Raw genomic sequence first — 24,952 nt, 5'->3', positions numbered from 1 at the left:
CAATTTTGATATGATCGATGCCGTGTCTTCGATCCCGAGAGAAGGAATCCCCATGAAAGGACTGCCCGACCTGGAAGCCTGGGCCCTGTTCGCCAAGGTGGTGGAAACCGGGTCCTTCGCCCGGACGGCGGCCGTCTGCAACGTGTCCCAGGCCACGGTGTCCAAGGCCATCAGCCGTCTGGAGGCCCGCATGAAGACCACGCTGATCCATCGCACCTCGCGGCGCCTGTCGCTGACCGACAGCGGCCAGTCGGCCCTGGAGCGCGCCGCCCGCATCCTGGAGGAAGGAGAGGCGGTCGAGGCCGAGGTCACGGAACAGGCCCAGGCCTTGCGGGGGCGGGTCCGGGTGTCCGCGCCCATGTCCTTCGGACTGGCGCGCCTGGCGCCGCTCTTGCCGGGGTTCATGCGGGCGCACCCGGGGGTGCGGCTGGACGTGCAGTTCAACGACGCCCAGGTGGACCTGCTGGCCGAACGCTTCGATCTGGCCCTGCGGATCGCCCGGCTGGCGGATTCCAGCCTGCTGGCGCGGCGCCTGTGCGGGGTGCGCATCGTGCTGGTGGGGGCGCCCGCGTACTTCGATGCGCATGGGCGGCCGCGCCATCCGCGAGACTTGCAGGCGCACCAGGCGCTGCACTATTCCTATGCGCGCCATGGCGTGACCTGGCATTTCCGGCATCCCCGGCAGGGCGAGTTCGCCCAGTTCATGCCGACCCGCCTGCAGGTGAACAACGCCGATGCCCTGATGCCCGCCCTGCGCTCGGGCCTGGGCCTGGCCCTGCAGCCGGAATTCCTGGTCTGGCCGGATCTGCAGTCCGGCGCGCTGGAAACGGTGATGGCCCCCTGGGAAGTCGAGCCCCTGGCGCTGCACGCGGTCACGCCGCCGGGGCGCAACCGGCCCGCCCGCGTCCAGGCCCTGATCGATTATCTGCGGGACGCCCTGGTGGACGAGCCCTGGGCGCGGGACGCGGCGCGCCCGGAATAGGGGCCGGCGGCGCGTGGATCCCTTCCGGCCCCCGGGACGCGGGGCGGCCTTTCCCGCCTTGCGAGGTGTGCGGGTCGCGCCGTACACTTGCGACGAAATTTAACCTTCCACCTTTCCCTTCCGGACGGCCCCGGGCCGCACACCCATGACAACTTCCTATTTCCCCCGCTGGCGTCGCGTATCCGGCACGGCGGACGGCGCCGTCGTGCAGCCCGACGAGACCATGCCGCTGTCGCAGACCGTGGCGATGGGCGCCCAGCACGTCGTCGCCATGTTCGGCTCGACCATCCTGGCGCCGCTGATCATGGGCTTCGATCCCAACATGGCCATCCTGATGTCGGGGGTCGGCACGCTGGTGTTCTTCCTGTTCGTCGGCGGCCGGGTGCCCAGCTACCTGGGCTCCAGCTTCGCCTTCATCGGCGGCGTGGTGGCCGTCACCGGCTACGCCGGCAGCGGCCCGAATCCCAACATCGGCGTCGCCCTGGGCGCCATCATCGTCTGCGGCCTGATCTATGCGGGCATCGGCCTGCTGACCATGCTCGTCAATGCCCGCCAGGGCGGGGCGGCCGACTGGATCGATCGCTGGATGCCGCCGGTGGTGACGGGGGCCGTGGTCGCCGTCATCGGCCTGAACCTGGCGCCGATCGCCGCCAAGGGCGCCATGGGCGGTTCGCTGTTCGATTCGGCCATGGCGCTGCTGACGATCCTGTGCGTGGGCGGCGTGGCCGTCTACACGCGCGGGCTGGTGCAGCGCCTGCTGATCCTGGTGGGCCTGTTCCTGGCCTGCGTGCTGTATGCGGTGCTGACCAATGGCCTGGGCTTCGGCGCCCCCATCGACTTTTCCGCCATCGCGGCCGCGCCCTGGCTGGGCCTGCCCAAGATGACGGCGCCGGTGTTCGAAGGCCATGCCATCAGCGTCATCGCGCCGGTCGCCATCATCCTGGTCGCCGAGAACCTGGGCCACATCAAGGCCGTCAGCGCCATGACGGGGCAGAACCTGGACCGCTACCTGGGCCGGGCGTTCCTGGGCGACGGCGTCGCCACCATGATTTCGGGTTCCATGGGCGGCACGGGCGTGACCACCTACGCCGAGAACATCGGCGTCATGACCGTTACCAAGATCTATTCCACCCTGGTGTTCGTGGTGGCGGCGCTGGTGGCGCTGCTGCTGGGCTTCTCGCCCAAGTTCGGCGCGGTCATCCAGGCCATCCCGGCCCCGGTGCTGGGCGGCATGGCCGTGGTCGTGTTCGGCCTGATCACCATCGCCGGCGCCCGCATCTGGGTGGTCAACCAGGTGGATTTCAGCGACAACCGCAATCTGATCGTGGCGGCCGTCACCCTGATCCTGGGGGCGGGCAATTTCTCCATCGAACTGGGCGGCTTCAAGCTGGACGGCATCGGCACCGCCACCTTCGGCGCCATCATCCTGTACGCCCTGCTGCGAGGGCGAAAATCCGCAACGGCGGTCTGATCAGTCCCGCCGGCTGCAGCGCCGGAACGCGGCGGGGGTGAGGCTTTCATTGCGGGCGAAGAACCGGGTGAAATACGCGGGGTCCTCGAAGCCGAGGTCGTAGCCGATCTCGGCGACGGTCTTTTCGGTGTACAGCAGGTTGCGCTTGGCCTCGAGCAGGATGCGCCGGTGCAGGATCCGCACCGGCGACTGGCCCACCAGATCGAATGAGGCGCGCCGCAGGCTGCGCTCGGTGGTCGCCAGCGCCAGCGCGTAATCCGCCACCCGCCACTGGTCCTGGTAGTGCGCCTCGACCAGTTCCTTGAAGCGCCTGTAGAGCGTCAGCCTGCCCGAGGCTTCGTGAGACTCTTTCTGCAGGCTCAGGTGGCGCAGCCTGGCCACCTCGGCGAACAGCATCAGGACGTTCCCCGAAATCGCGGTGCCGCGACACACCCTGTCGTGGATGTATTCGTCCAGGATGGTGTCGAACAGGGCCTTGAGCCGGCCGATGCTGCCCGGGTCGACCGCCCCGGTGATGGTCAGCAGCTGTTCCAGCGCGGCATGGACGGCCTCGTCGCCCGACTGCCCGGCCAGGTCCGCCACGAACCCTTCGGCGATCGTCAGGATCAGGCCCTTGGTGCCGGGCTGCCAGCGAAAGCCGTGGACGATCGGGGGAGGGATGCTGATGAGGACGGGCGCCTGCAGCGACAGGGTCTGTTCGTCGAGCATGACGGTTCCTTCGCCCTGTTCGACCCAGATCAGCTGGTACAGATCGTGATGCCGGTGCGGCCGGATGTCCCAGCCGTACACGCGATTGCGGGATTCCAGCGATTCCAGGTGCAGGAAGCGCAACTCGGCCGCCGTGTCGATCTGGCCATACAGGGAATACAGCGGTATCGAAGCACCCATGTCCGAAAAACACCATTATTGGTCCCGTTCGTCCATTCGCAGCGGGCCGTCGGGACGCGATCATGAAGGCACATTCCTTGAAGATTGAAGCTTAAGGCTTGTGGGCTGAAAAGCACAAGCCGCCACCAGATCGGAGCGCGACATGATGCAACTGGATCCCGGCCGGCCCATTCCCGACGTCCTGATATTCAATTTGAGCGAATCCCGCAAGGGCTACCGCATCAACAAGCTGTGCGACTCCCTGACCGTCGAGGCCAACCGCCGGGCGTTCCAGGCGGACGAGGAGGCCTATCTGTCCGCGCACGGCCTGAGCGAGGCGGAAAAGGACCTGATCCGCGCCCGCGATTGGGCGGGGCTCAATGCGGCGGGCGGCAACATCTACTACCTGCTCAAGCTGGGCTTCGTGACGGGGCACGGCCTGTACCGGATGGGCGCGCAGATGCGCGGCGAGACGTTCGAGGCCTTCCTGGCCTCGCGCAATGGCAAGGGAGCGCGCTGACCATGGGAAAGATCATCGCCGGCATCGGCACATCGCACGTCCCCTCGATCGGCGGCGCCTATGACCGCGGGGCGCAGAACGATCCCGACTGGAAGCCCCTGTTCGACGCCTACGTGCCCGTGCGGGAATGGCTGTCGGAACTGCGGCCGGACGTGGCCATCATGGTCTACAACGATCATGGCGCGGAGTTCTTCTTCAACAAGTACCCGACGTTCGCGGTCGGCTGCGCGGACCAGTACGCGATCGCCGACGAGGGCATGGGGGTGCGCCCCCTGCCTCCCATCCGGGGCGATTTCGAGTTCTCGCGTCATCTGTGCGAATCGCTGGTCTATGACGAGTTCGACCTGACCCTGTGCCAGGAGATGGCCGTGGAACACGGTTTCCTGGTGCCGATGCACCTGTGTTTCGACCCCGTCCCCGGCTGGCCGGTCGCCGCCGTGCCCCTGGCCGTGAACGTGCTGCTGCACCCGTTGCCGACGGCCCTGCGCTGTTTCAAGCTGGGCCAGGCGATCCGCCGGGCGGTCGAATCCGATCCGCGCGACCTGCGGGTCGTCATCCTGGGCACCGGGGGCATGTCCCACCAGTTGCAGGGCAAGCGCTTCGGCGCCATGGACTCGTGGTTCGATCAGGATTTCCTGGACCGGATCGAGCGCGATCCCGGGAGCCTGACCCGGATGACGCATCAGGAACTGATGGAACGGGCGGGTGCCGAGGGCATCGAGCTGATCATGTGGCTGGTGATGCGAGGGGCGCTCTCCGGCCAGGCCCGCCGCGTGCATCGGCACTACTACGCCCCCATGACGACGGGCATGGGGCTCGTCACGTTCGAAGAGCCCTGAACGGAAATCATCGACAGGAGACCGATTTCATGGAAGAGACACGCCGCACCCAGGTCGTCATCATCGGCGCGGGGCCTTCGGGCCTGCTGCTGGGCCAGCTGCTGCACAGGCACGGCATCGATCACGTCATTCTGGAGAACCGCAGCGCCGACTATGTGCTAGGGCGCGTCCGCGCCGGCGTGCTGGAGCAGCCCACGATCGCCGCCCTGCGCGAGGCGGGCGTCGGCGACCGCGCGGAAAGGGAAGGCCTGCGCATGAACGGCTTCGACCTGCGCTGGGACGAGGAACGCTGCCACATCGATTTTCGCCGGATCGGCAAGCATGCGACGGTCTATGGCCAGACGCGCGTCACGCGCGACCTGATGGACGCGCGCGCGGCCTGCGGCGGCATCACGCTCTACGAGGCGAGCGACGTGCAGCTCCATGACATCGAAAGCGGACGCCCCTACGTCACGTACCGCCACGAGGGGCGGAACTGGCGCATGGACTGCGATTTCATCGCCGGATGCGACGGCTTCCATGGGGTGTCGCGCCAGTCCATCCCCCAGGACACGGTGCGGCAGTATGCGCTGACCTTTCCCTTCGGGTGGCTGGCCCTGCTGGCCGACGTGCCCCCCGTATCGGAGGAAGTCGCCTGGATCAACCACGCCGACGGCTTCCTGATGTGCAGCCTTCGGTCCAAGACGCGCAGCCGCTACTACGTGCAGGTGCCCCTGACGGAAGACATCCGGGAATGGGACGCCGACCGGTTCTGGGCGCTGTATCGCAGCCGCCTGCCCAGGGACCTGGCGGAGAAGCTGGTGACCGGTCCGGCGCTCGAGATGAGCATTGCGCCCCTGCGCAGCTTCGTTTGCGCGACGATGCGGCACGGCCGGCTGTTCCTGGTCGGAGATGCCGCGCACATCGTTCCCCCGACGGGCGCCAAGGGCCTGAACCTGGCGGTCGGGGACGCGAAGGAACTGGCGGACAGCCTGCGGCGCCACTACCAGGACCATGACGTCCAGGGGCTGGACGGCTACTGCGATCGCGCCTTGTCCAGGATCTGGAAGGCTGTGCGGTTCTCGTGGTGGATGACCAACCTGACCCACAAGATGATGGACAACCCGTTCGCGCGGCAGATGCAGCTGGCCGAGTTCGAATACACGCGCGGTTCCGAGGCGGCGCAGATCGCCATTGCGGAAAATTTCTGCGGACTGGATTGAACGCGCCGCCCGCCGGCCGCTTCCGGTTCCAACTTCAAGGGAGGAAGACATGATGCTGCTGAAGAAAATCGCTTGTGCCGCCGTCCTGGCCGCCGCCGCATCCGGCGCGCAGGCCGAGGATCTGAAGATCGGCGTGATCCTGCCGCTGTCGGGACCCTTCGCCGCCCATGGGCAGCAGCTGGAAAACAGCATCCGCCTGTACATGAAGCAGCACGGCGACACCGTGGCCGGCCGCAGGATCCGGCTGATCATCAAGGACGACACCGGTATCGCGCCCGCGGTCAGCAAGCGCCAGGCCCAGGAGCTGCTGGTGCGGGACAAAGTGGATCTGCTGGCCGGCTTCGGCATGACTCCGTCGGCGTTTTCCGTCGCCCCCCTGGCGCAGGAGTCCAGGACGCCGATGGTGGTGATGAACGCCGCCACCTCGTCCATCACCACGAAGTCGGATTACATCGTCCGGACCTCGTTCACCCTGCCCCAGGTCACGACGCCGATCGCGGCCTGGTCGCTCAAGAACGGGATCAGGACGGTCTACACCATCGTCGCGGACTACGGTCCCGGACATGACGCCGAGGCGGAGTTCGTCAAGACCTTCACCGCCGGCGGCGGCAAGATCGTGGGCCAGGTCCGCGCGCCCGTCAACACGCCGGATTTCGCGCCCTTCCTGCAGAAGGCCAAGGACGCCAAACCCGACGCCGTCTTCGTGATGCTGCCGGCGGGCGAACTGGGGGTGGCCTTCGTGAAGGGGTACAAGGAGCGCGGCCTGGATGCGGCGGGCATCCGCCTGGTGACGACCGGAGACCTGACGGACGAGGGCGTGATCGATGCGATGGGCGACGCGGCCCTGGGGATGATCACCTCCTTCCATTATTCCCAGGCCCATGAGTCCCCCGAGAACAAGTCGTATGTCGGCGACTACGTCCGGGCCTATCCCGGCCAGAGGCCGAACTTCTGGACCGTGGGCGGCTACGACGGCATGCGCGTGATCTACGAGGCCCTGCGCAAGACTGGCGGCGATGCGGACGGCGACCGCTTCATGGCGGCCGTGAAGGGCATGCGATGGACGAGTCCCCGCGGGCCGGTCTCGATCGATCCCGATACGCGCGACATCGTCCAGGATGTCTACATCCGCAAGGTCGAGCGAGTGGGCGGGTTCCTGCAGAATGTCGAGTTCGACCGGCAGGAGGACGTCAAGGATCCCGGGAAATAGCGCCCGGGGATGCCTTCGGGATCCCGCGCCCGGGAGGGCTTGCTTTTTCCCGCCAGATTGACCACAATAGCCTCAGCACCCCGGTTTCGGCCGGGGTTTTTCACGAGCGAGCCTGCTGCTTATTCCGGCTTCGCGCAGGGAACTCAATCCCGCCGCCGGCGGCTGTGATCAGTCCACCGCGCAGGTCGCTCGCTCTCAGCATCCCGGGCCGGAATCACCTTTCGGATCCGCCGGGGTATGGCGACGGGGGTTCACCTCCGTCTTTACTTTTTCTTGTTGTCGGGCGCCCCCGCGCATGGGGCGTCTTTTTACTTTGAGTCAGGAAATTATGGCTGCGATCCCTTTGACAGCTCGCGGGGCCGAGCGTTTACAAGCCGAACTGCAACGTCTGAAGACGGTGGAACGCCCCGAAGTCATCAACGCCATCGCCGAGGCGCGCGCGCAGGGCGATTTGTCGGAAAACGCCGAATACGATGCCGCCCGCGAACGCCAGGGCTTCATAGAAGGCCGGATCCAGGAACTGGAAGGCTCTTTGTCCAATGCCCAGATCATCAATCCCGCGGATCTGGACGTCGGCGGCCAGGCCGTCTTTGGCGCGACCGTCGAAATCGAGGACCTGGAATCCGGTGAACGCCTGACTTACCAGATCGTGGGCGACCTGGAAGCCGACATCCGCTCCAACATGATTTCCGTGTCCAGCCCGGTGGCGCGCGCCCTGATCGGCAAGAGCCAGGGCGACGTGGTCGAAGTCCGCGCCCCCGCCGGCGTGCGCGAATACGAAGTCTGTTCCGTCAGCTACCAGTAGGCGGCCGGGCAGGGCTGTGAAAAGGCTCGGGCCCGGGCTCAGCGCATGCTGAACCCGGGCCCGAGCCTTTTGAGGTCAGGGCCGGTCGCGGCGTGTCAGCGCGGATTGCGGCTGCGGCGGGCGCCGGCGCGCAGCGACAGGGCGCTGCCGCTGCGGCGCGGGATGCCGTGCGCATCGGACGATGACGAACGGCCGCCGCCCGCGGGGCGGGCGCGGCGGGTGGTCGGGCGCCCGAGGGCGTCTTCCTGGCGGCCGTCGCGTCGCGCGCCGGCCGGTTCGAAGCCCTTGCCGCCGGGATGTTCGTCCTGCGATTTGCGGGGCGCCTTCCGAGCGGCGGGCTTGGCGGCGTCGGGGTGCGCCGCCTGTTTCTTGGGCACGTAGGGGTCGGATTTCCTGCGTACGGCGCGGGTGGCGTTCGCCGCTGCCGCCGCTGCCTGTTGCGCAAGCACGTCGGGCCGGTAGATAATCAGCGTTTTGCCCAGATGATGCACTGCAGCACACGACAGGGCGTCGCAGATGCTTTCCAGCATGGCTTCGCGGTCGGTGCGCTCGGCGCCCGCCACGCGGACTTTGATCAGCTCGTGGGACGTCAGGCTGCGGTCGATTTCACCCAGCACGGCGTCGGTCAGGCCCTTGTCGCCGATCAGGACGACAGGGTGCAGGGGGTGGGCAGCGGCGCGCAAGTCGCGGCGCTGCTGGGAACTTATTTCGAGTTTCGGCATACTGGAATTGTACGGGAATGGCCAAGAAAAAATTCTCCAAAGCCTGGGTGCAGCGTCATATTCATGACCCTTACGTCAAAATGGCGCAACAAAAGGGCTACCGCGCCCGCGCGGCCTTCAAGCTGACGGAAATCCTGGATGCCGAAAAGCTGCTGCGCCGGGGCGACGTCGTGGTCGACCTGGGCTCGACCCCCGGCAGCTGGTCGCAGATCGCGCGCGAACGGCTGCTGGCGGCGGGCGGCGCGATCGACGGGCGCATCGTCGCCCTGGATCTCCTGCCCATGGAACCCATCGCCGGCGTGGAATTCATTCAGGGCGATTTCCGCGACGACGCGGTCCTGCAGGAACTGCACGATCGCCTGGGCGGCCAGGCGGTGGACCTTGTGATTTCGGACATGGCCCCCAACTTGTCCGGTGTGGCCTCGGCCGATTCCGCCCGGATCGCGCACGTCTGCGAGCTGGCTCTGGAATTCGCCTGCGGCCACCTGAAGCCGGAGGGCGCCCTGATCGTCAAGGCCTTTCACGGCAGCGGGTTTTCCCAGATCGTGCAGACCTTCAAGCAGCATTTCACGCGGGTCGTCGAACGCAAGCCCAAGGCGTCGCGGGACGAATCCTCGGAAACCTTCCTGGTCGGAAGGGGGCTGAAATCCCCTCGCGAACCGGCGCCGTGAGGCGGCTGTGGCAGGGTGGTGGATTCAGGTAGAATGAAATATTGACGGATTTGTCAGCTTGCTGTAATCGCGCATTCCCGCGGATGGCAGGCAGGCAGCAGCAAAACCCAGGAGATTCGCTTTGAACAACTCGTTTTCCAAGATCGCGGTCTGGCTGGTGATCGCGCTCGTGCTCTTTACGGTGTTCAAGCAGTTCGACGGACGCCCGGCGACCGGCGGCGATACCGTGACCTACACGCAATTCATGAACGATGCGCGCGCCGGCCGGATCAACAAGGTCGACATCCAGGGCGACACCATCTACGTCACCCCGGAATCCGGCCGCGCCTACAGCCTGACTTCGCCCGGCGACCTGTGGATGGTGCCCGAACTGGTGAAGGACGGCGTGCAGGTGTCGGGCAAGGCCCGCGAAGAACCGTCCTTCCTGACCAGCCTGTTCATCTCCTGGTTCCCGATGCTGCTGCTGATCGGGGTGTGGATCTTCTTCATGCGCCAGATGCAGGGCGGCGGCAAGGGCGGGGCCTTCAGCTTCGGCAAGTCCCGCGCCCGCATGCTGGATGAAAACAACAACAACATCACCTTCGCGGACGTCGCCGGCTGCGACGAAGCCAAGGAAGACGTCCAGGAACTGGTCGACTTCCTGCGCGACCCCACCAAATTCCAGCGCCTGGGCGGCCGCATTCCGCGCGGCGTGCTGATGGTCGGCCCTCCGGGCACCGGCAAGACCCTGCTGGCCAAGGCCATCGCGGGCGAGGCCAAGGTCCCCTTCTTCAGCATTTCGGGCTCCGATTTCGTCGAAATGTTCGTGGGCGTGGGCGCGGCCCGCGTGCGCGACATGTTTGAAAATGCGAAGAAACAGTCCCCCTGCATCATCTTCATCGATGAAATCGATGCCGTGGGCCGTCAGCGCGGCGCCGGCCTGGGCGGCGGCAACGACGAACGCGAACAGACCCTGAACCAGCTGCTGGTCGAAATGGACGGCTTCGAAACCGGCCAGGGCGTGCTGGTGATCGCGGCCACGAACCGGCCCGATGTGCTGGACCCGGCCCTGCTGCGTCCGGGGCGCTTCGACCGCCAGGTGGTGGTGTCGCTGCCCGATATCCGCGGCCGCGAACAGATCCTGAAAGTCCACATGCGCAAGGTCCCCATCGCCCAGGACGTCGATCCCAACGTGCTGGCGCGGGGCACGCCCGGCTTCTCAGGGGCCGACCTGGCCAACCTGATCAATGAGGCCGCGTTGTTCGCCGCCCGGCGCAACGGCCGCACGGTCGACATGAACGACCTGGAAAAGGCCAAGGACAAGATCATCATGGGCGCCGAGCGCCGTTCCATGATCATGCCCGAAGAGGAACGCCGCAACACCGCCTACCACGAATCCGGCCACGCGCTGGTGGCCCGCATGCTGCCGAAGACCGACCCGGTGCACAAGGTCACCATCATCCCGCGCGGCCGCGCCCTGGGCGTGACCATGCAGCTGCCGGAAAACGACCGCTACAGCATGGACAAGGAACGCCTGCTGAACACCATCGCCGTGCTGTTCGGCGGCCGCATCGCCGAAGAAGTCTTCATGCACCAGATGACCACGGGGGCGTCGAACGACTTCGAACGCGCCACGGCCATCGCCCGCGACATCGTCACGCGCTACGGCATGACCGATTCCCTGGGGCCGGTCGTCTACGCCGAAAACGAAGGCGAAGTCTTCCTGGGCCGCAGCGTGACCAAGACCACTCACGTGTCCGAAGCCACCATGCAGAAGGTCGATGCGGAAATCCGCAGCATCATCGACGAACAATACAGCGTGGCCCGCAACCTGATCGAGTCCAATCAGGACAAGATGCATGCCATGGCCAATGCCCTGCTCGAATGGGAAACCATCGATGCCGAGCAGATCGACGACATCATGTCCGGTCGGCCGCCGCGTCCCCCGCGCACGTCTTCGTCGGGCAATGGCGACAACACGCCGCACACGCCGCCGTCGGCCGGCCAGGCGGCCGCCAATCCGGACAAAGGCCCCGCCGCCACGCCGGTCTGATCAGGCTGTTTCCGGATCCTATGTTTTCAACTCTTCGATGCGGGCGTTTCCAGCTGTCTCTGGAACGCCCGCTGGTCATGGGAATCGTCAACGTCACGCCCGATTCCTTTTCCGACGGCAATGTCCACTTCCAGGCGGACCAGGCGATCGCCCATGGCCTGCGCCTGATCGCAGAGGGCGCCGACATGCTGGACATCGGCGGGGAATCCACGCGGCCGGGGGCGCAAGCCGTCGCGGCGGACGAGGAATGGCGCCGCATCCAGCCGGTGATCCAGGGCCTGCGCGATGGCGGCGTCCCCCTGTCGGTCGATACCTGCAAGCCCGACGTCATGCGGCTCTCCGTGCAGGCGGGCGCGGACATGATCAACGACATCGGCGGCTTCACGGCGCCGGGCGCCCTGGACGCGGTGCGCGATGCCGGCTGCGCCCTGTGCCTGATGCACATGCGCGGGGAACCCCGCACCATGCAGAAAGATCCCGTCTACGCCGACGTGGTGGCCGACGTCCGCGACTACCTGGCGGCCGGGGCGCGGCGCCTGCGCGATGCCGGCATCGCGGCGGATCGCATCGTCCTGGATCCCGGGTTTGGCTTTGGCAAGACGGTGGCGCACAATTACGCCTTGCTGCGGCATCTGCCTCAAGTGATGGGAAACGATTATCCCAGCCTGCTGGGCCTGTCGCGCAAATCGATGATCGGCGCCATCACCGGACGGCCCGCCACGCAGCGCCTGGGCGGCAGCATCGCGGCGGCGCTGGCCGGCGCGACGCGGGGGGCGCACATCCTGCGCGTCCATGATGTGGCGGATACCGTGGATGCCCTGCGGATCTGGGCGGCGGTGGAACAGTCGTGTATTGAACAAGGAGTCCGTGCATGAGCGCACGCAAATATTTTGGAACCGACGGGGTCCGCGGAGTGGTCGGCGGCGAACGCATCAATGCGGAATTCGCCCTGCGCCTGGGCTATGCCGCGGGCCGTGTGCTGGCCCAGGGGGCGGTCACGAGCGGTCGTCCGACCGTCGTCATCGGCAAGGACACGCGGATTTCCGGCTACATGCTGGAATCCGCCCTGGAAGCCGGCCTGTCGGCGGCGGGGGTCGACGTGCTGCTGGCGGGGCCGATCCCGACGCCCGCCGTGGCCTACCTGACCCGCGCCTGGCGCCTGGCGGCCGGCATCGTCATCAGCGCCTCGCACAATCCGCACTACGACAATGGTATCAAATTCTTTTCCTCGGCCGGCACCAAGCTGCCCGACGAGACCGAAGCCGCCATCGAAGCCATGCTGGAACAGCCCGTGGGCTGCGCCGATTCGGCCGGCCTGGGCCGTGCGCGGCGCATCAATGACGCGGCCGGGCGCTACATCGAATTCTGCAAGAGCACCTTTCCCAACGAACTGGACCTGCAGGGCCTGAAGATCGTGGTCGACGCCGCCCATGGGGCGGCCTACCAGATCGCGCCCCACGTCTTTCGCGAACTGGGGGCCGACGTCAGCGCCATCGGCTGCGAACCGGACGGCTTCAACATCAATGAAAAGGTGGGCGCCACCCATCCGGAAACCCTGGCGGCGGCCGTCGCGGCCCAGAAGGCCGATTTCGGCGTCGCGCTGGACGGCGATGCGGACCGCCTGCAGATGGTGGATGCCGCCGGACGGCTGTATAACGGCGACGAACTGCTGTATGCCATCGTCCGGGATCGGGCGAAAACGCATCCCATCGAAGGCGTGGTCGGCACGCTGATGACGAACTTCGGCCTGGAGCGGCGCCTGAAGGAATTGCGCATTCCCTTCGAGCGCGCCCAGGTCGGCGACCGTTACGTGCTGGAACTGCTGCGCCAGCATGGCTGGCTGTATGGCGGCGAAAGCTCCGGCCATCTGCTGTGCCTGGACCAGCACACCACGGGCGACGGCATCGTCGCGGCCCTGCAGGTGCTGGCGGCGGTGCGCCATGCGCGGGTGCCTCTGGCGGCCCTGGTGGCCGACCTGAAGATGTATGCGCAGAAAATGGTCAACGTGCCCCTGGCGCCGGGACTGGACTGGAAGTCGCATGCCGGCCTGCAGGCCGCTTCGCAGGCGGTGCGCGACTCGCTGGGCGACCGGGGACGGGTGCTGATCCGCGCCTCGGGCACCGAACCCAAGCTGCGCCTGATGGTCGAGGCCGATGACGCCGCGCTTGCCGAGGAAGGCGTGCGCCAGCTCGTGGCCGTCAAGCTGACCTGATTACATCCTGTCTCATGGGTGACACATTGCTCGGGCACAATCGTCTCCACCTTACGGAACCCTGGAGATTTTCATGCTGGCCTGCCAACCCCTGCAGCAAGCGGAGCCCATGGAACAAATAGATTGGCCGGGGGTCGAGGCCGGCGGCCTGACCCTGAGCATCGCCCGCACGCCCGCGGATCTCGAGGCGCTGCAGCGCTTGCGCTTCCGGGTCTTTACCGAAGACATGGGGGCTCATTTCCCCCAGGCGGAAGGCGACAGGGACGTGGATCGCTTCGATCCCTGGTGCGTGCATTTCATGGTGCGGGAAGCCCGGACCCGGCGGGTCGTGGGCACCTACCGCCTGTTGACGCCGGAATCGGCCGCCCGGGCGGGCAGCTACTATTCCGAATCCGAATTCGACCTGGGGCCGCTGCAGGCCCTGCGCCCCTGGCTGGTGGAAGTCGGGCGATCCTGCATCGATGCGGAATTCCGCGGCGGCACGGCCATCATGCTGCTGTGGTCGGCGCTCGGCCAGGTCATGATGCAGGGCGGCTACCGCTACATGCTGGGCTGCGCCAGCGTCAGCCTGCGCGATGGGGGCGCCACCGCCTCCGAGGTCTGGCGCCGGGCGCAGACGCTGATGGACCGCCATCCCGACGTGCCCCGCATCCGGGCCCTGCACCCTTATCCGGTGGACCGCCTGGACAGCACGCTGCCGGCGCGGGTGCCGCCCCTGATCAAAGGTTATCTGAAGCTGGGCGCGACCATCTGCGGCGCGCCGGCCTGGGATCCGGACTTCCACACCGCCGATTTCCCCATCCTGCTGGATCTGGAATGGCTGGATGCCCGCTACCGTCGGCACTTCGGCATGGCATGAACCGGCTCCGCGCCTGAAACCGGCGTCGCGCGGCCTGCCCGGGCCCGGGCTCGGTCGCGGCGTCAGTGTTCCGTGACGTCCAGCACGAATCCCGCCTTGCGCCAGACTTCGGTTTCGCCCTTCAGGAGAAAGCCGCTGAGCGGGTGGGCGATCAGCCAGCCCGCGGGCGCCGACAGGGTGATGTGCTGCGCCTGGGCGTTCAGCCTGATGGGCAGCGTGTCGTGGGGCTCCCGGCGGCGCAGCAGCAGGACCGCCAGGCGCAGGCAGCACAGGGCCAGCCATTGTTCGCGGCTGGGCGCATAGGGACGGACCTTCGCCAGCTTGCCCTGATGGCCCAGGGCCAGGAAGGCCAGCAATTCCTGGTCGTCGTGCGAAAACCCCGGCATGTCGGCGTGTTCCAGGATATAGGCGCCGTGCTTGTGATAGTCGTTGCGGGCGATCACCAGGCCGATTTCGTGCAGCTGCGCGGTCCAGCCCAGCGCCTTGCGCAGTTCCGCCATCGGCAGCTGGCGGTCGTCCAGACCCAGCTGGTCGAACAGGGCCAGGGCGGTCCGGCGGACCTGTTCGGCCTGGGTCGCGTCCAGCTGGTAGCGGCTGCCCATCTGGCGCACGGTTTCGTCGCGCTGATCGTGGTGTGAATCCCGGCCCAGCAGGTCGTGCAGCACGCCGACGCGCAGGGCGCCGTCGCCGGCGCCCATGTGCGTGATGCCCAGTTCCTGGAAGGCCGCCATCATGATGGCCAGGCCGCCCGCCAGCACCGGCGCGCGCTCGGCCTTCAGGCCGGCCCAGTCCTGCAGGCGCACCTCGCCGGCCTTGACCAGCGCGGAGGCCAGGCGGTCCATGCCGTCCAGGGTGATGTCCCGTTCGCTGAGGCCGTTTTCCACGAGCACTGCCAGCAGGCCCTTGGCCGTGCCCGAGGACCCGTAGGCTTCCTGCCAGCCGATGCGCCGGTAGCTGTGGGTGATGGATTCGATGGTGCTGCGGGCGGCCAGGATGGCCCGGTGCAGCCGCGCCCTCGTGATCAGGCCGTTGGGAAAGAAGCGGCGCGTCCAGGTCGTGCAGCCCAGTTGCAGCGAGGCCAACTGCAGGGGTTCCTTGCCCTGGCCGATGATGAATTCGGTGGATCCGCCGCCGATGTCGATGACCAGGCGGTGGTCGTCCGTCGGCGGCAGGTCCTGGATGACGCCCAGGTAGATCAGGCGGGCTTCTTCCTGGCCGGAAATGATCTCGATGGGAAAGCCCAGGGCGCGTTCGGCCTCGGGCAGGATGTCGGCGGCGTTGCGGGCCACCCGGAAGGTGTTGGTGGCCACGGCGCGCACATTGGCCGGAGAGAACCCTTTCAGCCGTTCGCCGAAGCGCCGCAGGGCGGCGACGGCCTGGGCGACGGTGGCCGCGTCGATGCGCTGGTGCTCGTCCAGGCCGTTGGCCAGGGCGACCAGTTCGCGCAGCTTGTCTTCCGTGTAGAGCTGGACGGCGTCGCCATGGCGCACGATGCGTCCGATGGAGAGCCGGAATGTATTCGAGCCGAGGTCAATCGAAGCCAGCCGGTCGTCCATGGGGATACCTGAGAATGTCACACTGTGCGATTATAGTGGTCGCAACATGACAGGATCGGGAGCCCCCATGCACGGCGCTGATGCATCGCCACCTTTGCTGAATCGCGAACTTTCGGTGTTGAAGTTCAACGAACGGGTGCTGTCCATGGCCGAACGCGTGGACGTGCCTCCGCTCGAGCGTCTGCGTTATCTGTGCATCGTCGGCTCCAATCTGGACGAATTCTTCGAAATCCGCATGGCCAGCCTGAAAGAACAGCAGCGCCAGACGCCGGAACTGCTGGGCGTCGACGGCATGAGCCCGGATGAAGCGTTCGACCGCGTGCAGCGGGCCGCCCATGCCCTGGTGGACCGGCAGAACCGCCTGCTGACGGGCGAGGTCATGCCCAAGCTGATGGAATGCGGCGTGGGGCTGATCTATTCCACCGGCTGGACCGATCTGCAGCGCGAATGGGCCTACGGGGTGTTCCTGCGCGACGTCATGCCGCTGCTGACGCCGATCGGCCTGGACCCCGCCCATCCCTTTCCGCGGGTCTACAACAAAAGCCTGAATTTCGTGGTGTCGCTCAGCGGCGAGGACGCCTTCGGCCGCGAAGGCCATATCGCCATCGTGCAGGCGCCCCGGGCGCTGCCGCGCATGATGAAGGTGCCGCCCGAGATCTCCGGCATTCCCGATGGCTTCATGCTGCTGACCACGCTGATCAATGCCTTCGTGGGCGCCCTGTTCCCCGGCATGGACGTCCAGGGCTGCTACCAGTGGCGGGTGACGCGCAACAGCGACCTGTTCGTGGACGAGGAAGAAATCACCAATCTGCGCCAGGCCCTGCAGGGCGAACTGTCGCAGCGCAATTTCGGGGCGTCGGTGCGGCTGGAGATCGCCCATGCCATGCCGCCGGACCTGGAACTCTTCCTGCAGCGGGAATTCAATCTGGGGTCGGCCGACACCTATCGCGTCAACGGGCCGGTCAATCTGGCCCGGCTGATGCAGCTGTGCAACCGGGTCGGGCGCCCCGATCTGGAATACCCCGTGTTCCGTCCGCGGGTCCCGCCGCCCTTCGACGGCGACCTGGAACGGCCCGAAACCCTGTTCGCCGCCATCGCCGCGCGCGATCACCTGCTGCATCACCCCTATCAGTCCTTCCAGCCGGTGCTGATGTTCCTGCGGGCGGCGGCCGCGGACCCGCAGGTGGTGGCGATCAAGCAGACCATCTACCGCACGGGCGAGGACTCCGAGCTCATGGGGCTGCTGCTGTCGGCCGCCCGCGCGGGCAAGGAAGTCACCGTCGTGGTCGAATTGATGGCGCGCTTCGACGAACAGACCAACATCAACTGGGCCGCGCGCCTGGAAGAGGTCGGCGCCCACGTCAGCTACGGGGTGGTGGGCCACAAGACGCACGCCAAGATGGCCCTGGTCCTGCGCCGGGAAGACGGGCGCATCCGCCGCTACGGCCACCTGGGCACGGGCAATTACCATCCCCGCACGGCGAAGCTCTACACCGATTTCGGCCTGCTGACGGCGAACCAGGCCATCTGCGAGGACATGGACCAGGTCTTTTCCCTGCTGACGGGCCTGGGCGCGCGGCGCGAACTGAAGCTGCTGCTGCAGTCGCCCTTCACCCTGCACGAAACGGTGCTGAGGCTGATCCGCTCGGAAACCGAATTCGCCCGGGCGGGCAAGCGCGCCCGCATCCGCGCCAAGATGAATTCCCTGCTCGAACCCACGGTGATCCAGGCGCTCTACGAAGCCAGCCAGGCGGGGGTGCGCATCGACCTGATCGTGCGCGGCGCCTGCGCCCTGCAGGCGGGGGTGCCGGGCCTGTCCGAACACATCCGGGTGCGCTCCATCATCGGCCGCTTCCTGGAGCATTCCCGGGTCTTCTATTTCTACCAGGATGGCGCGGAACCCCTGTACCTGTCCTCGGCCGACTGGATGGACCGGAATTTCCTGCGCCGCGTGGAACTGGCGTTCCCGGTGCTGGACAAGACCCTGCGCCGCCGCGTGATCGACGAGGCCTTCACCTTCGCCTGGCGCGACAACCAGCTGGCCTGGGCCGCCCAGCCCGACGGCCGCTACCTGCGCGTGCGCAACCGCCGCGCGCCCGTGAACCTGCACCAGCACCTGATGGCTCGACTCGGGTGAATGTCATCAAACTGTCACGTCGGCTCTCTAATATGACGACCTGACAGCTTGGAAGCTGTCATTACTGCAAACCACAAAGGGTTTTCGACATGCTCAAACGAATTCTGACGCAATGCGCCGCCGGCCTGACGGTGATGGCGGCCGCAGGCGCGCCCGCGTTCGCCGCCGACCTGACGGGGGCGGGCGCTTCCTTCCCCTATCCGATCTACGCCAAATGGGCGGCCAAATACCAGGAAGTCACCGGCAACCGCATCAACTACCAGTCGATCGGTTCGGGCGGCGGCCAGCAGCAGATCATTGCCAAGACCGTGGATTTCGGCGCCTCGGATGATCCGATGAAGCCCGAAGCCCTGCAGGAAAACGGCCTGGTCCAGTTCCCGGCCGTGGTCGGCGGGACGGTCCCGGTCATCAACGTCGAAGGCATCAAGGCGGGCCAGCTGAAGCTGACCGGCCCGGTGCTGGCCGACATCTTCCTGGGCAAGATCAAGAAATGGAACGAACCGGCGATCGCCGACCTGAACCCGGGTGTGACGCTGCCGGCCAAGGGCATCGTGGTCGTGCACCGTTCCGACGGGTCGGGCACCACCTTCGGCTGGACCAACTACCTGTCCCAGGTGTCGCCGGCCTGGAAAGAGCAGGTCGGGCAGGGCAAGGCCGTGAAGTGGCCCACGGGTCAGGGCGGCAAGGGCAATGAAGGCGTCGCCGCCTACGTGCGCCAGCTGGCCAACTCCATCGGCTACGTCGAATATGCCTATGCCCACCAGAACGGCCTGGCCTGGGCCCAGTTGCAGAACCGCGAAGGCAAGTTCGTGCAACCGTCCCAGCAGGCATTCGCCGCCGCAGCCTCTCATGCCGACTGGTCGTCCGCTCCCGGCATGGGCCTGGTGCTGAACAACGAGCCGGGCGCGGATTCCTGGCCCGTGACCGCGGCCACCTTCATCCTGGTCCACGGCAAGCAGGCCGATCCCAAGAAGGCGAAGGAAGTCCTGGCCTTCTTCGACTGGGCCTGGCGCGACGGCGCCGACATGGCGCGCGAACTGGACTACGTGCCCCTGCCGGAAGCCGTGACCAAGCAGATCCGCACGCTGTGGACGGAAAAGGTCCGCGGCGAGGACGGCTCCGCCGTCTGGCCCTGACGGGCCGCTCCCCCGGCATCCCGATCCGGCCCGCAAGGGAACCGGGCGGATGCGGGGGGTTCCCGCAGGCGGGGGTCTGACGACACCCCGTTTGTGGGAAAATACAGCTCTTTCAATCCTGGCCGATCCGCCCGCCGTCGGGCGGCTCCTTATCACCGAAGCTCCCCATGCCCAATCAACACCGCAGTCTGCTGGTGGACGCCGGATTCCGGCATCTGACGCGCGTGTTCGCGTTCCTGGTCTTCATCCTGCTGGCCGGCATCATGGTGTCGCTGGTGTATGGCAGCCGGGATACCCTGATCCGCGACGGCCTGGCGTTTCTGTGGACCAACGACTGGGATCCGGTGAAGCAGCACTATGGCGCCCTGGTGCCGATCCTGGGAACGGTCATCAGCGCCTTTCTGGCCCTGCTGATCGCCGTGCCGGTGTCCTTCGGCATCGCCATGTTCCTGACCGAGCTCGCGCCCGTCTGGGTGCGCCGCCCCCTGGGGATCGCCATCGAGATGCTGGCGGCCATCCCGTCCATCATCTATGGCATGTGGGGCCTGTTCGTCTTCGTGCCCCTGTTCCAGGAATACGTCCAGCCCGTGATCGTCGACGTGTTCGAGGGCGTTCCGGTGCTGGGCGACCTGTTCGCGGGGCCGCCCATGGGGATCGGCCTGTTCACGGCGGGACTGATCCTGTCGATCATGGTCATCCCCTTCATCACCGCCGTCATGCGCGACGTGTTCGAGCAGGTGCCGTCCATGCTGAAGGAATCCGCCTACGGGCTGGGCAGCACCACCTGGGAAGTCGTCTGGAAGGTCGTCCTGCCCTACACCAAGCATGGCGTCATCGGCGGCATCATGCTGGGCCTGGGGCGCGCCCTGGGCGAGACCATGGCCGTCACCTTCGTGATCGGCAACGCCTTCAATCTGCCGTCCTCGATCTTCTCGCCGTCCAATTCCATCGCTTCGGCCCTGGCCAATGAATTCAACGAGGCCGGCGGCCTGCAGAAATCCGCGTTGCTGGAACTGGGCCTGATCCTGTTCCTGATCACCACGGTGGTGCTGGCCCTGTCGAAGTTCATGCTCCTGAAACTGTCGCGCAAAGAAGGCGCGCATCACTGACCCGCCCATGCCCGTGTCCGATTCTCCCATCGTCCTGACCAATCCCATCTACCGGCGCCGGCGGCTGTTCAACCGCCTCATGCTCAGCCTGTCGGGCGTGGCCCTGGCGTCGGGGCTGTTCTGGCTGGCGTGGATCATCGCCACGCTGCTGCTCAAGGGCGGCAGCGCGCTGTCCCTGACGCTGCTGCTGGAAAGCACGCCGCCTCCCGGCCAGAGCGGCGGTCTCATGAACGCCATCATCGGCAGCGTGCTGATGTCGGCGGTCGGCACGCTGATCGGCACGCCCATCGGCGTGCTGGCGGGCACCTATCTGGCCGAATACGGCCGCCGGGGCTGGCTCGCGCCGGCCACCCGCTTCCTGAACGACGTGCTGCTCTCGGCGCCGTCCATCGTGATCGGCCTGTTCATCTATGCCGTGTACGTGGCGCAGGTGGGCCATTATTCGGGCTGGGCGGGCGCCTTCGCCCTGGCCATCCTGGTGATCCCGGTGGTGGTGCGGGCCACCGACAACATGCTGTGCCTGGTGCCCAACAGCCTGCGCGAAGCCGCCGCCGCGCTGGGCTGCCCCCAATGGCGCGTGGTCGTGTTCATCTGCTATCGGGCGGCGCGTTCGGGCATCATCACCGGCATTCTGCTGGCGGTGGCCCGGATCGCCGGCGAAACGGCGCCGCTGCTGTTCACCGCCCTGAACAACCAGTTCATGTCCTTCAACATGAACGCGCCCATCGCCAACCTGCCCGTCGTGATCTTTCAATATGCCGCCAGCCCCTTCGAGGACTGGAATCGCCTGGCCTGGGCGGGCGCCGCACTGATCACCCTGCTGGTGCTGGGGATCAACATCGCCGCCCGCAGCCTGTTCCGTAAATAATCCGTCTTCGTCCGATCATGCCCCTGTCCTCGACCGCCAAACCGGAACGCACCAAACTGGCCGTGCGTCACCTGAATTTCTATTACGGCAATTTCCATGCCCTGCGCGACATCAACATGGAGATCGCCGAAAACAAGGTGACGGCCTTCATCGGTCCGTCGGGCTGCGGCAAATCCACCCTGCTGCGCACCTTCAACCGCATGTTCGAGCTCTACCCCGGCCAGCGCGCCGAGGGCGCCATCGAACTGGACGGCGAAGACCTGCTGAATTCGCGCCTGGACATCTCCCTGATCCGCGCCAAGGTCGGCATGGTGTTCCAGAAGCCCACGCCGTTTCCCATGAGCATCTACGACAACATCGCCTTCGGCGTGCGCCTGTTCGAGCGGCTCAGCAAGGGCGAGATGGACGAGCGCGTGGAATGGGCCCTGACCAAGGCGGCGCTGTGGAACGAGGTCAAGGACAAGCTGGGCCAGAGCGGCAACGGCCTGTCGGGCGGGCAGCAGCAGCGCCTGTGCATCGCCCGGGGCGTGGCCATCAAGCCCGAAGTCCTGTTGCTGGACGAGCCCTGCTCGGCCCTGGACCCGATTTCCACCGCCAAGATCGAGGAACTGATCGCCGAACTGAAGGACGACTACACCGTCGTCATCGTGACGCACAATATGCAGCAGGCCGCCCGCTGCTCGGACTACACCGCCTACATGTACCTGGGCGAGCTGATGGAATTCGGCCCCACCGACCAGATCTTCGTGAAGCCTTCCCGCAAGGAAACCGAAGACTACATCACGGGTAGATTCGGTTAATCCCCCGTTCATTTCCATCCGGCTATCCTGCCTCCATCGAATCAAACCGGAGGCTCGCCATGCGGCGTCGCAACATGCTGGCCGGCGCCCTGGCGCTGGGAATCTGGACCGCGGGCGCGCAGGCCCATGACCATGACCGGGATCGCGAGCGGGCCGAACGCCTGCAGGCGGCCGGCGAGGTCCTGCCGCTGCAGGACGTGCTGAACCGCGTGTCCAAAGACTATCCCGGTCAGGTCCTGAAGGTCGAGTTCGAGGAAGAGTCCGGCCGGGGCGACTGCGCGGATGGCTCGTCCTGCCGGGAGCGCTGGATCTACGAGTTCAAGATCCTGCAGGATGAGGGGCGTTTGGTCAAAATCAAAGCCGATGCCCGCACGGGGCAGGTATTATGGGTGGGTCGCCGTCCCGGCCGTGAGCAAGGAACCCATCGATGAGACTGCTGGTGGCCGAAGATGAACCGCTGCTGGCCTCGCAGCTGAAAGCCGCCCTGGAATCCGCCGGTTATGTGGTGGACGTGGCTGCCGATGGTCCGGACGCCCTGCACCAGGGATTGTCCGAGCCCTACGATCTGGTGGTGCTGGATCTGGGGCTGCCGGGGCGCGACGGCCTGTCGGTGCTGCGGGCCTGGCGCGAATCCGGCCGGCAGGTGCCGGTGCTGATCCTGACGGCTCGCGACAACTGGCACGACAAGGTCGCCGGCATCGACGCCGGGGCCGACGATTATCTGACCAAGCCTTTCCACCTGGAAGAACTGCAGGCGCGGGTGCGCGCGCTGCTGCGCCGGGCGGGCGGCCATGCCAGCCCCGAAATCCGCTGCGGGCCGTTGCTGCTCGATACGCGCCAGTCGCGCCTGCTGCTCGACGACGTGCCGCTGGAGCTGACCAGCCACGAATACCGGGTGCTGGCGTATCTGATGATGCACCAGGGGGAGGTCGTGTCCCGCAGCCAGCTGGTCGAGCACATCTATGCCCAGGACTTCGACCGGGACTCCAACACGATCGAAGTCTTCATCGCCCGCCTGCGGCGCAAGATTCCCTCTGAACTGATCCAGACGGTGCGCGGCCTGGGCTACCGGTTGGACGCGGTTCCCGCGCCATGAGGCGGCGGCTCCGGTCGCTGCGCCTGCGCCTGCTGGCCGGGATGCTGGCCTGGGTGCTGCTCAGCGTGGCGGTGGCCGGATGGGGCATCCAGCAACTGTTTCGCCAGCATATCCTGGCCCAGCTGCAGTCCGAGCTGAACATCCACCTGGACCAACTGACGGCGGTGCTGCAGGTCGACCCGAAGGGCGAGGTGTCCCTGTCTTCCTTTCCCAGCGATCCGCGTTTCAATCATCCCTTTTCGGGCCTGTACTGGCAGATCAGCGTGCCCGCCCAGGGCGGCCTGCCCGCCCAGCGGCTGCGGTCCCGGTCCCTGTGGGACGCTCACCTGCCGGATGCCTATGCCGATCTGCGGGCGGGCCAGGACCTGCCCGCGACGATCGAGGGGCCCGGCGGCAAGCAGCTGCGCGTGAGAGCGCGCGAGATCGAGCCGGCCGACGGACCGTTTGACGATCTGGTGCTGTCCGTGGCGGCGGATCAGGCTTTGTGGGCCGAACCCATCAGCCGCTTCAACCGCATGCTGGGCCTGGCGCTGGGCGTGCTGGTGCTGGGCATGCTGGCGGCGGCGTGGGCGCAGGTGTCCTACGGCCTGCGGCCCCTGGCCCGCCTGCGCCGCCGCCTGGCCGACGTGCGCGAGGGCCGCGCGGCGCAGGTCCGCGGACCGTTTCCCACCGAAGTGCAGCCGCTGGTCGAGGATTTCAATCAGGTCCTGCAGCGCAATGCCCAGGGTCTGGAGCGGGCCCGCCAGCAGGCCGGCAACCTGGCCCATGCCCTGAAGACGCCCCTGGCGGTCATGGCCAATGCGGCGGCTGCGGGCGATCCCGCCTTGCCGCGCCTGGTCGCCGAGCAGGTCGATGCGGCCCGCCGCCAGGTCGACTATCACCTGGCCCATGCGCGGGCGGCTGCCGCCGTGCGCATGACGGGCTTGCGCAGCCCCATCCTTCCCTTGCTGCAAGGCCTGGTGCGGGTAATGGAGCGTGTGCATGCCGAGCGGCATCTAAGCTACGAGTTGCAGGGAGTCGCGGCCGACCTGGCCTTTCGCGGCGAATCCCAGGATTTCCAGGAGATGCTGGGCAATGTGCTGGACAACGCCGGCAAGTGGGCGCGCCGGCGCGTGCGGGTGAGCGCCACCCGCCGCGACGGCGAGCTGGAGATTCGGGTCGAGGACGACGGCCCCGGGCTCAGTCCGGAGCGCGCCGAGGCCGTGTTCGAGCGCGGCAAGCGCGCCGATGAGCGCACCCCGGGGTCCGGCCTGGGCCTGGGAATCGTGCGCGATCTGGCCGATCTGTACGGCGGCTGGGCCCTGATCCGGAAAGGAGAACTGGGCGGCGCCTGCGTGGTGATCACGCTGCCGGCCGCCTGATCCGGCGGGGCCAGGGGCGCCGGAAATGCCGGAAACGAAACTGCCCGCCGAAGCGGGCAGTGGACAGACGGGGCAGGGGAGGCTCAGTTCCAGCGGCCGCCGCGCCCGCCCAGGCTGTAGGCCCCGGCGCCCAGGAGCGCCACGGCGATGCCGCCGAACAGGTACATGCCCTGCAGTTCCAGCGACCAGCCGCCGCTCTTGCCGATGGCGAACAGTTCGTTCGCGTGGACCAGGCCGAAGGCGAACAGCATGTTCAGGGCGACGATCAGGCCGCCGACGCGCGTCCACAGCCCCAGGATCAGCAGCACGGGGGCGACGACCTCGCCGACGTACACGCCGTAGGCGATGAAGCCCGGCAGGCCGCGGGCATCGAGCATGCCGGAGATCCAGCCCACGCCGCCGTCCAGTTTCGCCAGACCGTGCAGCAGGATCAGGATGCCCAGCGCCAGACGCAGGATCAGTTTGCCCAGATCATCAGTAGAGGTGGAAGACATCGT

At 66.9% G+C, this 24,952-nt stretch carries 24 protein-coding genes; 20 read left to right on the top strand and 4 right to left on the bottom strand.

Annotated features, from left to right (window positions below; all coding sequences use genetic code 11):
* Nucleotides 1-52 precede the first annotated feature (52 nt).
* Both Q0263_RS16390 and Q0263_RS16385 read left to right on the top strand, forming a co-directional pair.
* On the top strand, nt 53-982 hold the full coding sequence (locus Q0263_RS16390; protein ID WP_298018563.1) for a LysR family transcriptional regulator: 930 nt from the start codon (nt 53-55) through the stop codon (nt 980-982).
* Nucleotides 983-1,127: 145 nt separating this feature from the next.
* Nucleotides 1,128-2,453, top strand: a complete 1,326-nt coding sequence (locus Q0263_RS16385) for a solute carrier family 23 protein (protein ID WP_298018561.1) — start codon at nt 1,128-1,130, stop codon at nt 2,451-2,453.
* On the opposite strand, the gene Q0263_RS16380 is transcribed toward Q0263_RS16385, so the two are convergent.
* On the bottom strand, nt 2,454-3,341 hold the full coding sequence (locus Q0263_RS16380) for a helix-turn-helix domain-containing protein (protein ID WP_298018558.1): 888 nt from the start codon (nt 3,339-3,341) through the stop codon (nt 2,454-2,456).
* A 142-nt stretch (nt 3,342-3,483) separates the two neighbouring features.
* Here Q0263_RS16380 and Q0263_RS16375 point away from each other — a divergent pair, with 142 nt between their 5' ends.
* From Q0263_RS16375 to greA, 5 genes are all read left to right on the top strand, one after another.
* Nucleotides 3,484-3,840 (top strand): protocatechuate 3,4-dioxygenase, encoded by a 357-nt coding sequence (locus Q0263_RS16375; RefSeq protein ID WP_298018555.1) that lies wholly within the window; start codon nt 3,484-3,486, stop codon nt 3,838-3,840.
* A gap of 2 nt (nt 3,841-3,842) precedes the next feature.
* Entirely contained in the window at nt 3,843-4,679 is an 837-nt protein-coding gene (locus Q0263_RS16370; protein ID WP_298018552.1) for a class III extradiol dioxygenase family protein, read from the top strand.
* A 29-nt stretch (nt 4,680-4,708) separates the two neighbouring features.
* Entirely contained in the window at nt 4,709-5,881 is a 1,173-nt protein-coding gene (gene pobA, locus Q0263_RS16365; protein ID WP_298018549.1) for a 4-hydroxybenzoate 3-monooxygenase, read from the top strand.
* Nucleotides 5,882-5,933: 52 nt separating this feature from the next.
* On the top strand, nt 5,934-7,091 hold the full coding sequence (locus Q0263_RS16360) for an ABC transporter substrate-binding protein (protein WP_298019191.1): 1,158 nt from the start codon (nt 5,934-5,936) through the stop codon (nt 7,089-7,091).
* 328 nt (nt 7,092-7,419) lie between these two features.
* Nucleotides 7,420-7,896, top strand: coding sequence for a transcription elongation factor GreA (gene greA / locus Q0263_RS16355; RefSeq protein ID WP_298018546.1), 477 nt, complete (start codon nt 7,420-7,422; stop codon nt 7,894-7,896).
* Nucleotides 7,897-7,991: 95 nt separating this feature from the next.
* Here greA and Q0263_RS16350 read toward each other — a convergent pair whose 3' ends face one another.
* The gene (locus tag Q0263_RS16350) at nt 7,992-8,618 is read right to left on the bottom strand and encodes a YhbY family RNA-binding protein (protein WP_298018543.1); all 627 of its coding nucleotides are present in this window, start codon (nt 8,616-8,618) and stop codon (nt 7,992-7,994) included.
* Nucleotides 8,619-8,635: 17 nt separating this feature from the next.
* Between Q0263_RS16350 and Q0263_RS16345 the strand changes: the two genes are divergently transcribed.
* From Q0263_RS16345 to Q0263_RS16325, 5 genes are all read left to right on the top strand, one after another.
* A complete protein-coding gene (locus Q0263_RS16345; protein WP_298018540.1) occupies nt 8,636-9,289 on the top strand; it encodes an RlmE family RNA methyltransferase in 654 nt (217 codons plus the stop codon).
* 121 nt (nt 9,290-9,410) lie between these two features.
* Nucleotides 9,411-11,321, top strand: coding sequence for an ATP-dependent zinc metalloprotease FtsH (ftsH, locus tag Q0263_RS16340; protein ID WP_298018537.1), 1,911 nt, complete (start codon nt 9,411-9,413; stop codon nt 11,319-11,321).
* A 20-nt stretch (nt 11,322-11,341) separates the two neighbouring features.
* Nucleotides 11,342-12,196, top strand: a complete 855-nt coding sequence (gene folP / locus Q0263_RS16335) for a dihydropteroate synthase (protein ID WP_298018534.1) — start codon at nt 11,342-11,344, stop codon at nt 12,194-12,196.
* Complete coding sequence (glmM, locus tag Q0263_RS16330) at nt 12,193-13,533, top strand: phosphoglucosamine mutase (protein ID WP_298018530.1); 1,341 nt, start codon at nt 12,193-12,195, stop codon at nt 13,531-13,533. The genes folP and glmM overlap by 4 nt, the downstream gene beginning before the upstream one ends.
* 109 nt (nt 13,534-13,642) lie before the next feature.
* Nucleotides 13,643-14,392 carry a GNAT family N-acyltransferase gene (locus Q0263_RS16325; RefSeq protein WP_298019188.1) on the top strand — a complete coding sequence of 250 codons (750 nt, stop codon included), beginning with the start codon at nt 13,643-13,645 and terminating at the stop codon, nt 14,390-14,392.
* Nucleotides 14,393-14,454: 62 nt separating this feature from the next.
* On the opposite strand, the gene Q0263_RS16320 is transcribed toward Q0263_RS16325, so the two are convergent.
* Nucleotides 14,455-15,948 carry a Ppx/GppA phosphatase family protein gene (locus Q0263_RS16320; RefSeq protein WP_298018527.1) on the bottom strand — a complete coding sequence of 498 codons (1,494 nt, stop codon included), beginning with the start codon at nt 15,946-15,948 and terminating at the stop codon, nt 14,455-14,457.
* Between the two features lie 67 nt (nt 15,949-16,015).
* On the opposite strand from Q0263_RS16320, the gene ppk1 reads away from it, so the two are divergent.
* From ppk1 to Q0263_RS16280, 8 genes are all read left to right on the top strand, one after another.
* A complete protein-coding gene (gene ppk1 / locus Q0263_RS16315) occupies nt 16,016-18,085 on the top strand; it encodes a polyphosphate kinase 1 (RefSeq protein ID WP_298018516.1) in 2,070 nt (689 codons plus the stop codon).
* A gap of 89 nt (nt 18,086-18,174) precedes the next feature.
* On the top strand, nt 18,175-19,221 hold the full coding sequence (gene pstS, locus Q0263_RS16310) for a phosphate ABC transporter substrate-binding protein PstS (protein WP_298018513.1): 1,047 nt from the start codon (nt 18,175-18,177) through the stop codon (nt 19,219-19,221).
* Nucleotides 19,222-19,388: 167 nt separating this feature from the next.
* Entirely contained in the window at nt 19,389-20,330 is a 942-nt protein-coding gene (gene pstC / locus Q0263_RS16305) for a phosphate ABC transporter permease subunit PstC (protein WP_298018510.1), read from the top strand.
* Between the two features lie 7 nt (nt 20,331-20,337).
* Nucleotides 20,338-21,198 (top strand): phosphate ABC transporter permease PstA, encoded by an 861-nt coding sequence (pstA, locus tag Q0263_RS16300; RefSeq protein WP_298018507.1) that lies wholly within the window; start codon nt 20,338-20,340, stop codon nt 21,196-21,198.
* A gap of 17 nt (nt 21,199-21,215) precedes the next feature.
* Nucleotides 21,216-21,998 (top strand): phosphate ABC transporter ATP-binding protein PstB, encoded by a 783-nt coding sequence (gene pstB / locus Q0263_RS16295; RefSeq protein ID WP_298018504.1) that lies wholly within the window; start codon nt 21,216-21,218, stop codon nt 21,996-21,998.
* A gap of 59 nt (nt 21,999-22,057) precedes the next feature.
* Nucleotides 22,058-22,429, top strand: a complete 372-nt coding sequence (locus Q0263_RS16290; RefSeq protein WP_298018501.1) for a PepSY domain-containing protein — start codon at nt 22,058-22,060, stop codon at nt 22,427-22,429.
* The gene (locus tag Q0263_RS16285; RefSeq protein ID WP_298018498.1) at nt 22,426-23,094 is read left to right on the top strand and encodes a response regulator transcription factor; all 669 of its coding nucleotides are present in this window, start codon (nt 22,426-22,428) and stop codon (nt 23,092-23,094) included. The genes Q0263_RS16290 and Q0263_RS16285 overlap by 4 nt, the downstream gene beginning before the upstream one ends.
* On the top strand, nt 23,091-24,455 hold the full coding sequence (locus Q0263_RS16280; RefSeq protein WP_298018495.1) for a sensor histidine kinase: 1,365 nt from the start codon (nt 23,091-23,093) through the stop codon (nt 24,453-24,455). Before Q0263_RS16285 ends, Q0263_RS16280 begins: the two co-directional genes overlap by 4 nt.
* Nucleotides 24,456-24,538: 83 nt before the next feature.
* Here the strand turns inward: Q0263_RS16280 and Q0263_RS16275 are convergent, their stop codons facing one another.
* The gene (locus Q0263_RS16275) at nt 24,539-24,949 is read right to left on the bottom strand and encodes a DoxX family protein (RefSeq protein WP_298018492.1); all 411 of its coding nucleotides are present in this window, start codon (nt 24,947-24,949) and stop codon (nt 24,539-24,541) included.
* Nucleotides 24,950-24,952: the final 3 nt, after the last annotated feature.

It is taken from the genome of uncultured Castellaniella sp. (assembly GCF_937988725.1).
Classification (GTDB): domain Bacteria; phylum Pseudomonadota; class Gammaproteobacteria; order Burkholderiales; family Burkholderiaceae_B; genus Castellaniella.
The sequence above is the reverse complement of the archived record's forward strand: the minus strand, read 5'-3'. Positions and strand labels throughout refer to the sequence as shown.

Bases quoted from the DNA above. Each gene is read 5' to 3' on its own strand.
- Q0263_RS16390 (WP_298018563.1), top strand. From the start codon at position 53: ATGAAAGGACTGCCCGACCTGGAAGCCTGGGCCCTGTTCGCCAAGGTG.
- Q0263_RS16385 (WP_298018561.1), top strand. From the start codon at position 1,128: ATGACAACTTCCTATTTCCCCCGCTGGCGTCGCGTATCCGGCACGGCG.
- Q0263_RS16380 (WP_298018558.1), bottom strand. From the start codon at position 3,341: ATGGGTGCTTCGATACCGCTGTATTCCCTGTATGGCCAGATCGACACG.
- Q0263_RS16375 (WP_298018555.1), top strand. From the start codon at position 3,484: ATGATGCAACTGGATCCCGGCCGGCCCATTCCCGACGTCCTGATATTC.
- Q0263_RS16370 (WP_298018552.1), top strand. From the start codon at position 3,843: ATGGGAAAGATCATCGCCGGCATCGGCACATCGCACGTCCCCTCGATC.
- pobA (WP_298018549.1), top strand. From the start codon at position 4,709: ATGGAAGAGACACGCCGCACCCAGGTCGTCATCATCGGCGCGGGGCCT.
- Q0263_RS16360 (WP_298019191.1), top strand. From the start codon at position 5,934: ATGCTGCTGAAGAAAATCGCTTGTGCCGCCGTCCTGGCCGCCGCCGCA.
- greA (WP_298018546.1), top strand. From the start codon at position 7,420: ATGGCTGCGATCCCTTTGACAGCTCGCGGGGCCGAGCGTTTACAAGCC.
- Q0263_RS16350 (WP_298018543.1), bottom strand. From the start codon at position 8,618: ATGCCGAAACTCGAAATAAGTTCCCAGCAGCGCCGCGACTTGCGCGCC.
- Q0263_RS16345 (WP_298018540.1), top strand. From the start codon at position 8,636: ATGGCCAAGAAAAAATTCTCCAAAGCCTGGGTGCAGCGTCATATTCAT.
- folP (WP_298018534.1), top strand. From the start codon at position 11,342: ATGTTTTCAACTCTTCGATGCGGGCGTTTCCAGCTGTCTCTGGAACGC.
- glmM (WP_298018530.1), top strand. From the start codon at position 12,193: ATGAGCGCACGCAAATATTTTGGAACCGACGGGGTCCGCGGAGTGGTC.
- Q0263_RS16325 (WP_298019188.1), top strand. From the start codon at position 13,643: ATGGAACAAATAGATTGGCCGGGGGTCGAGGCCGGCGGCCTGACCCTG.
- Q0263_RS16320 (WP_298018527.1), bottom strand. From the start codon at position 15,948: ATGGACGACCGGCTGGCTTCGATTGACCTCGGCTCGAATACATTCCGG.
- ppk1 (WP_298018516.1), top strand. From the start codon at position 16,016: ATGCACGGCGCTGATGCATCGCCACCTTTGCTGAATCGCGAACTTTCG.
- pstS (WP_298018513.1), top strand. From the start codon at position 18,175: ATGCTCAAACGAATTCTGACGCAATGCGCCGCCGGCCTGACGGTGATG.
- pstC (WP_298018510.1), top strand. From the start codon at position 19,389: ATGCCCAATCAACACCGCAGTCTGCTGGTGGACGCCGGATTCCGGCAT.
- pstA (WP_298018507.1), top strand. From the start codon at position 20,338: ATGCCCGTGTCCGATTCTCCCATCGTCCTGACCAATCCCATCTACCGG.
- pstB (WP_298018504.1), top strand. From the start codon at position 21,216: ATGCCCCTGTCCTCGACCGCCAAACCGGAACGCACCAAACTGGCCGTG.
- Q0263_RS16290 (WP_298018501.1), top strand. From the start codon at position 22,058: ATGCGGCGTCGCAACATGCTGGCCGGCGCCCTGGCGCTGGGAATCTGG.
- Q0263_RS16285 (WP_298018498.1), top strand. From the start codon at position 22,426: ATGAGACTGCTGGTGGCCGAAGATGAACCGCTGCTGGCCTCGCAGCTG.
- Q0263_RS16280 (WP_298018495.1), top strand. From the start codon at position 23,091: ATGAGGCGGCGGCTCCGGTCGCTGCGCCTGCGCCTGCTGGCCGGGATG.
- Q0263_RS16275 (WP_298018492.1), bottom strand. From the start codon at position 24,949: ATGTCTTCCACCTCTACTGATGATCTGGGCAAACTGATCCTGCGTCTG.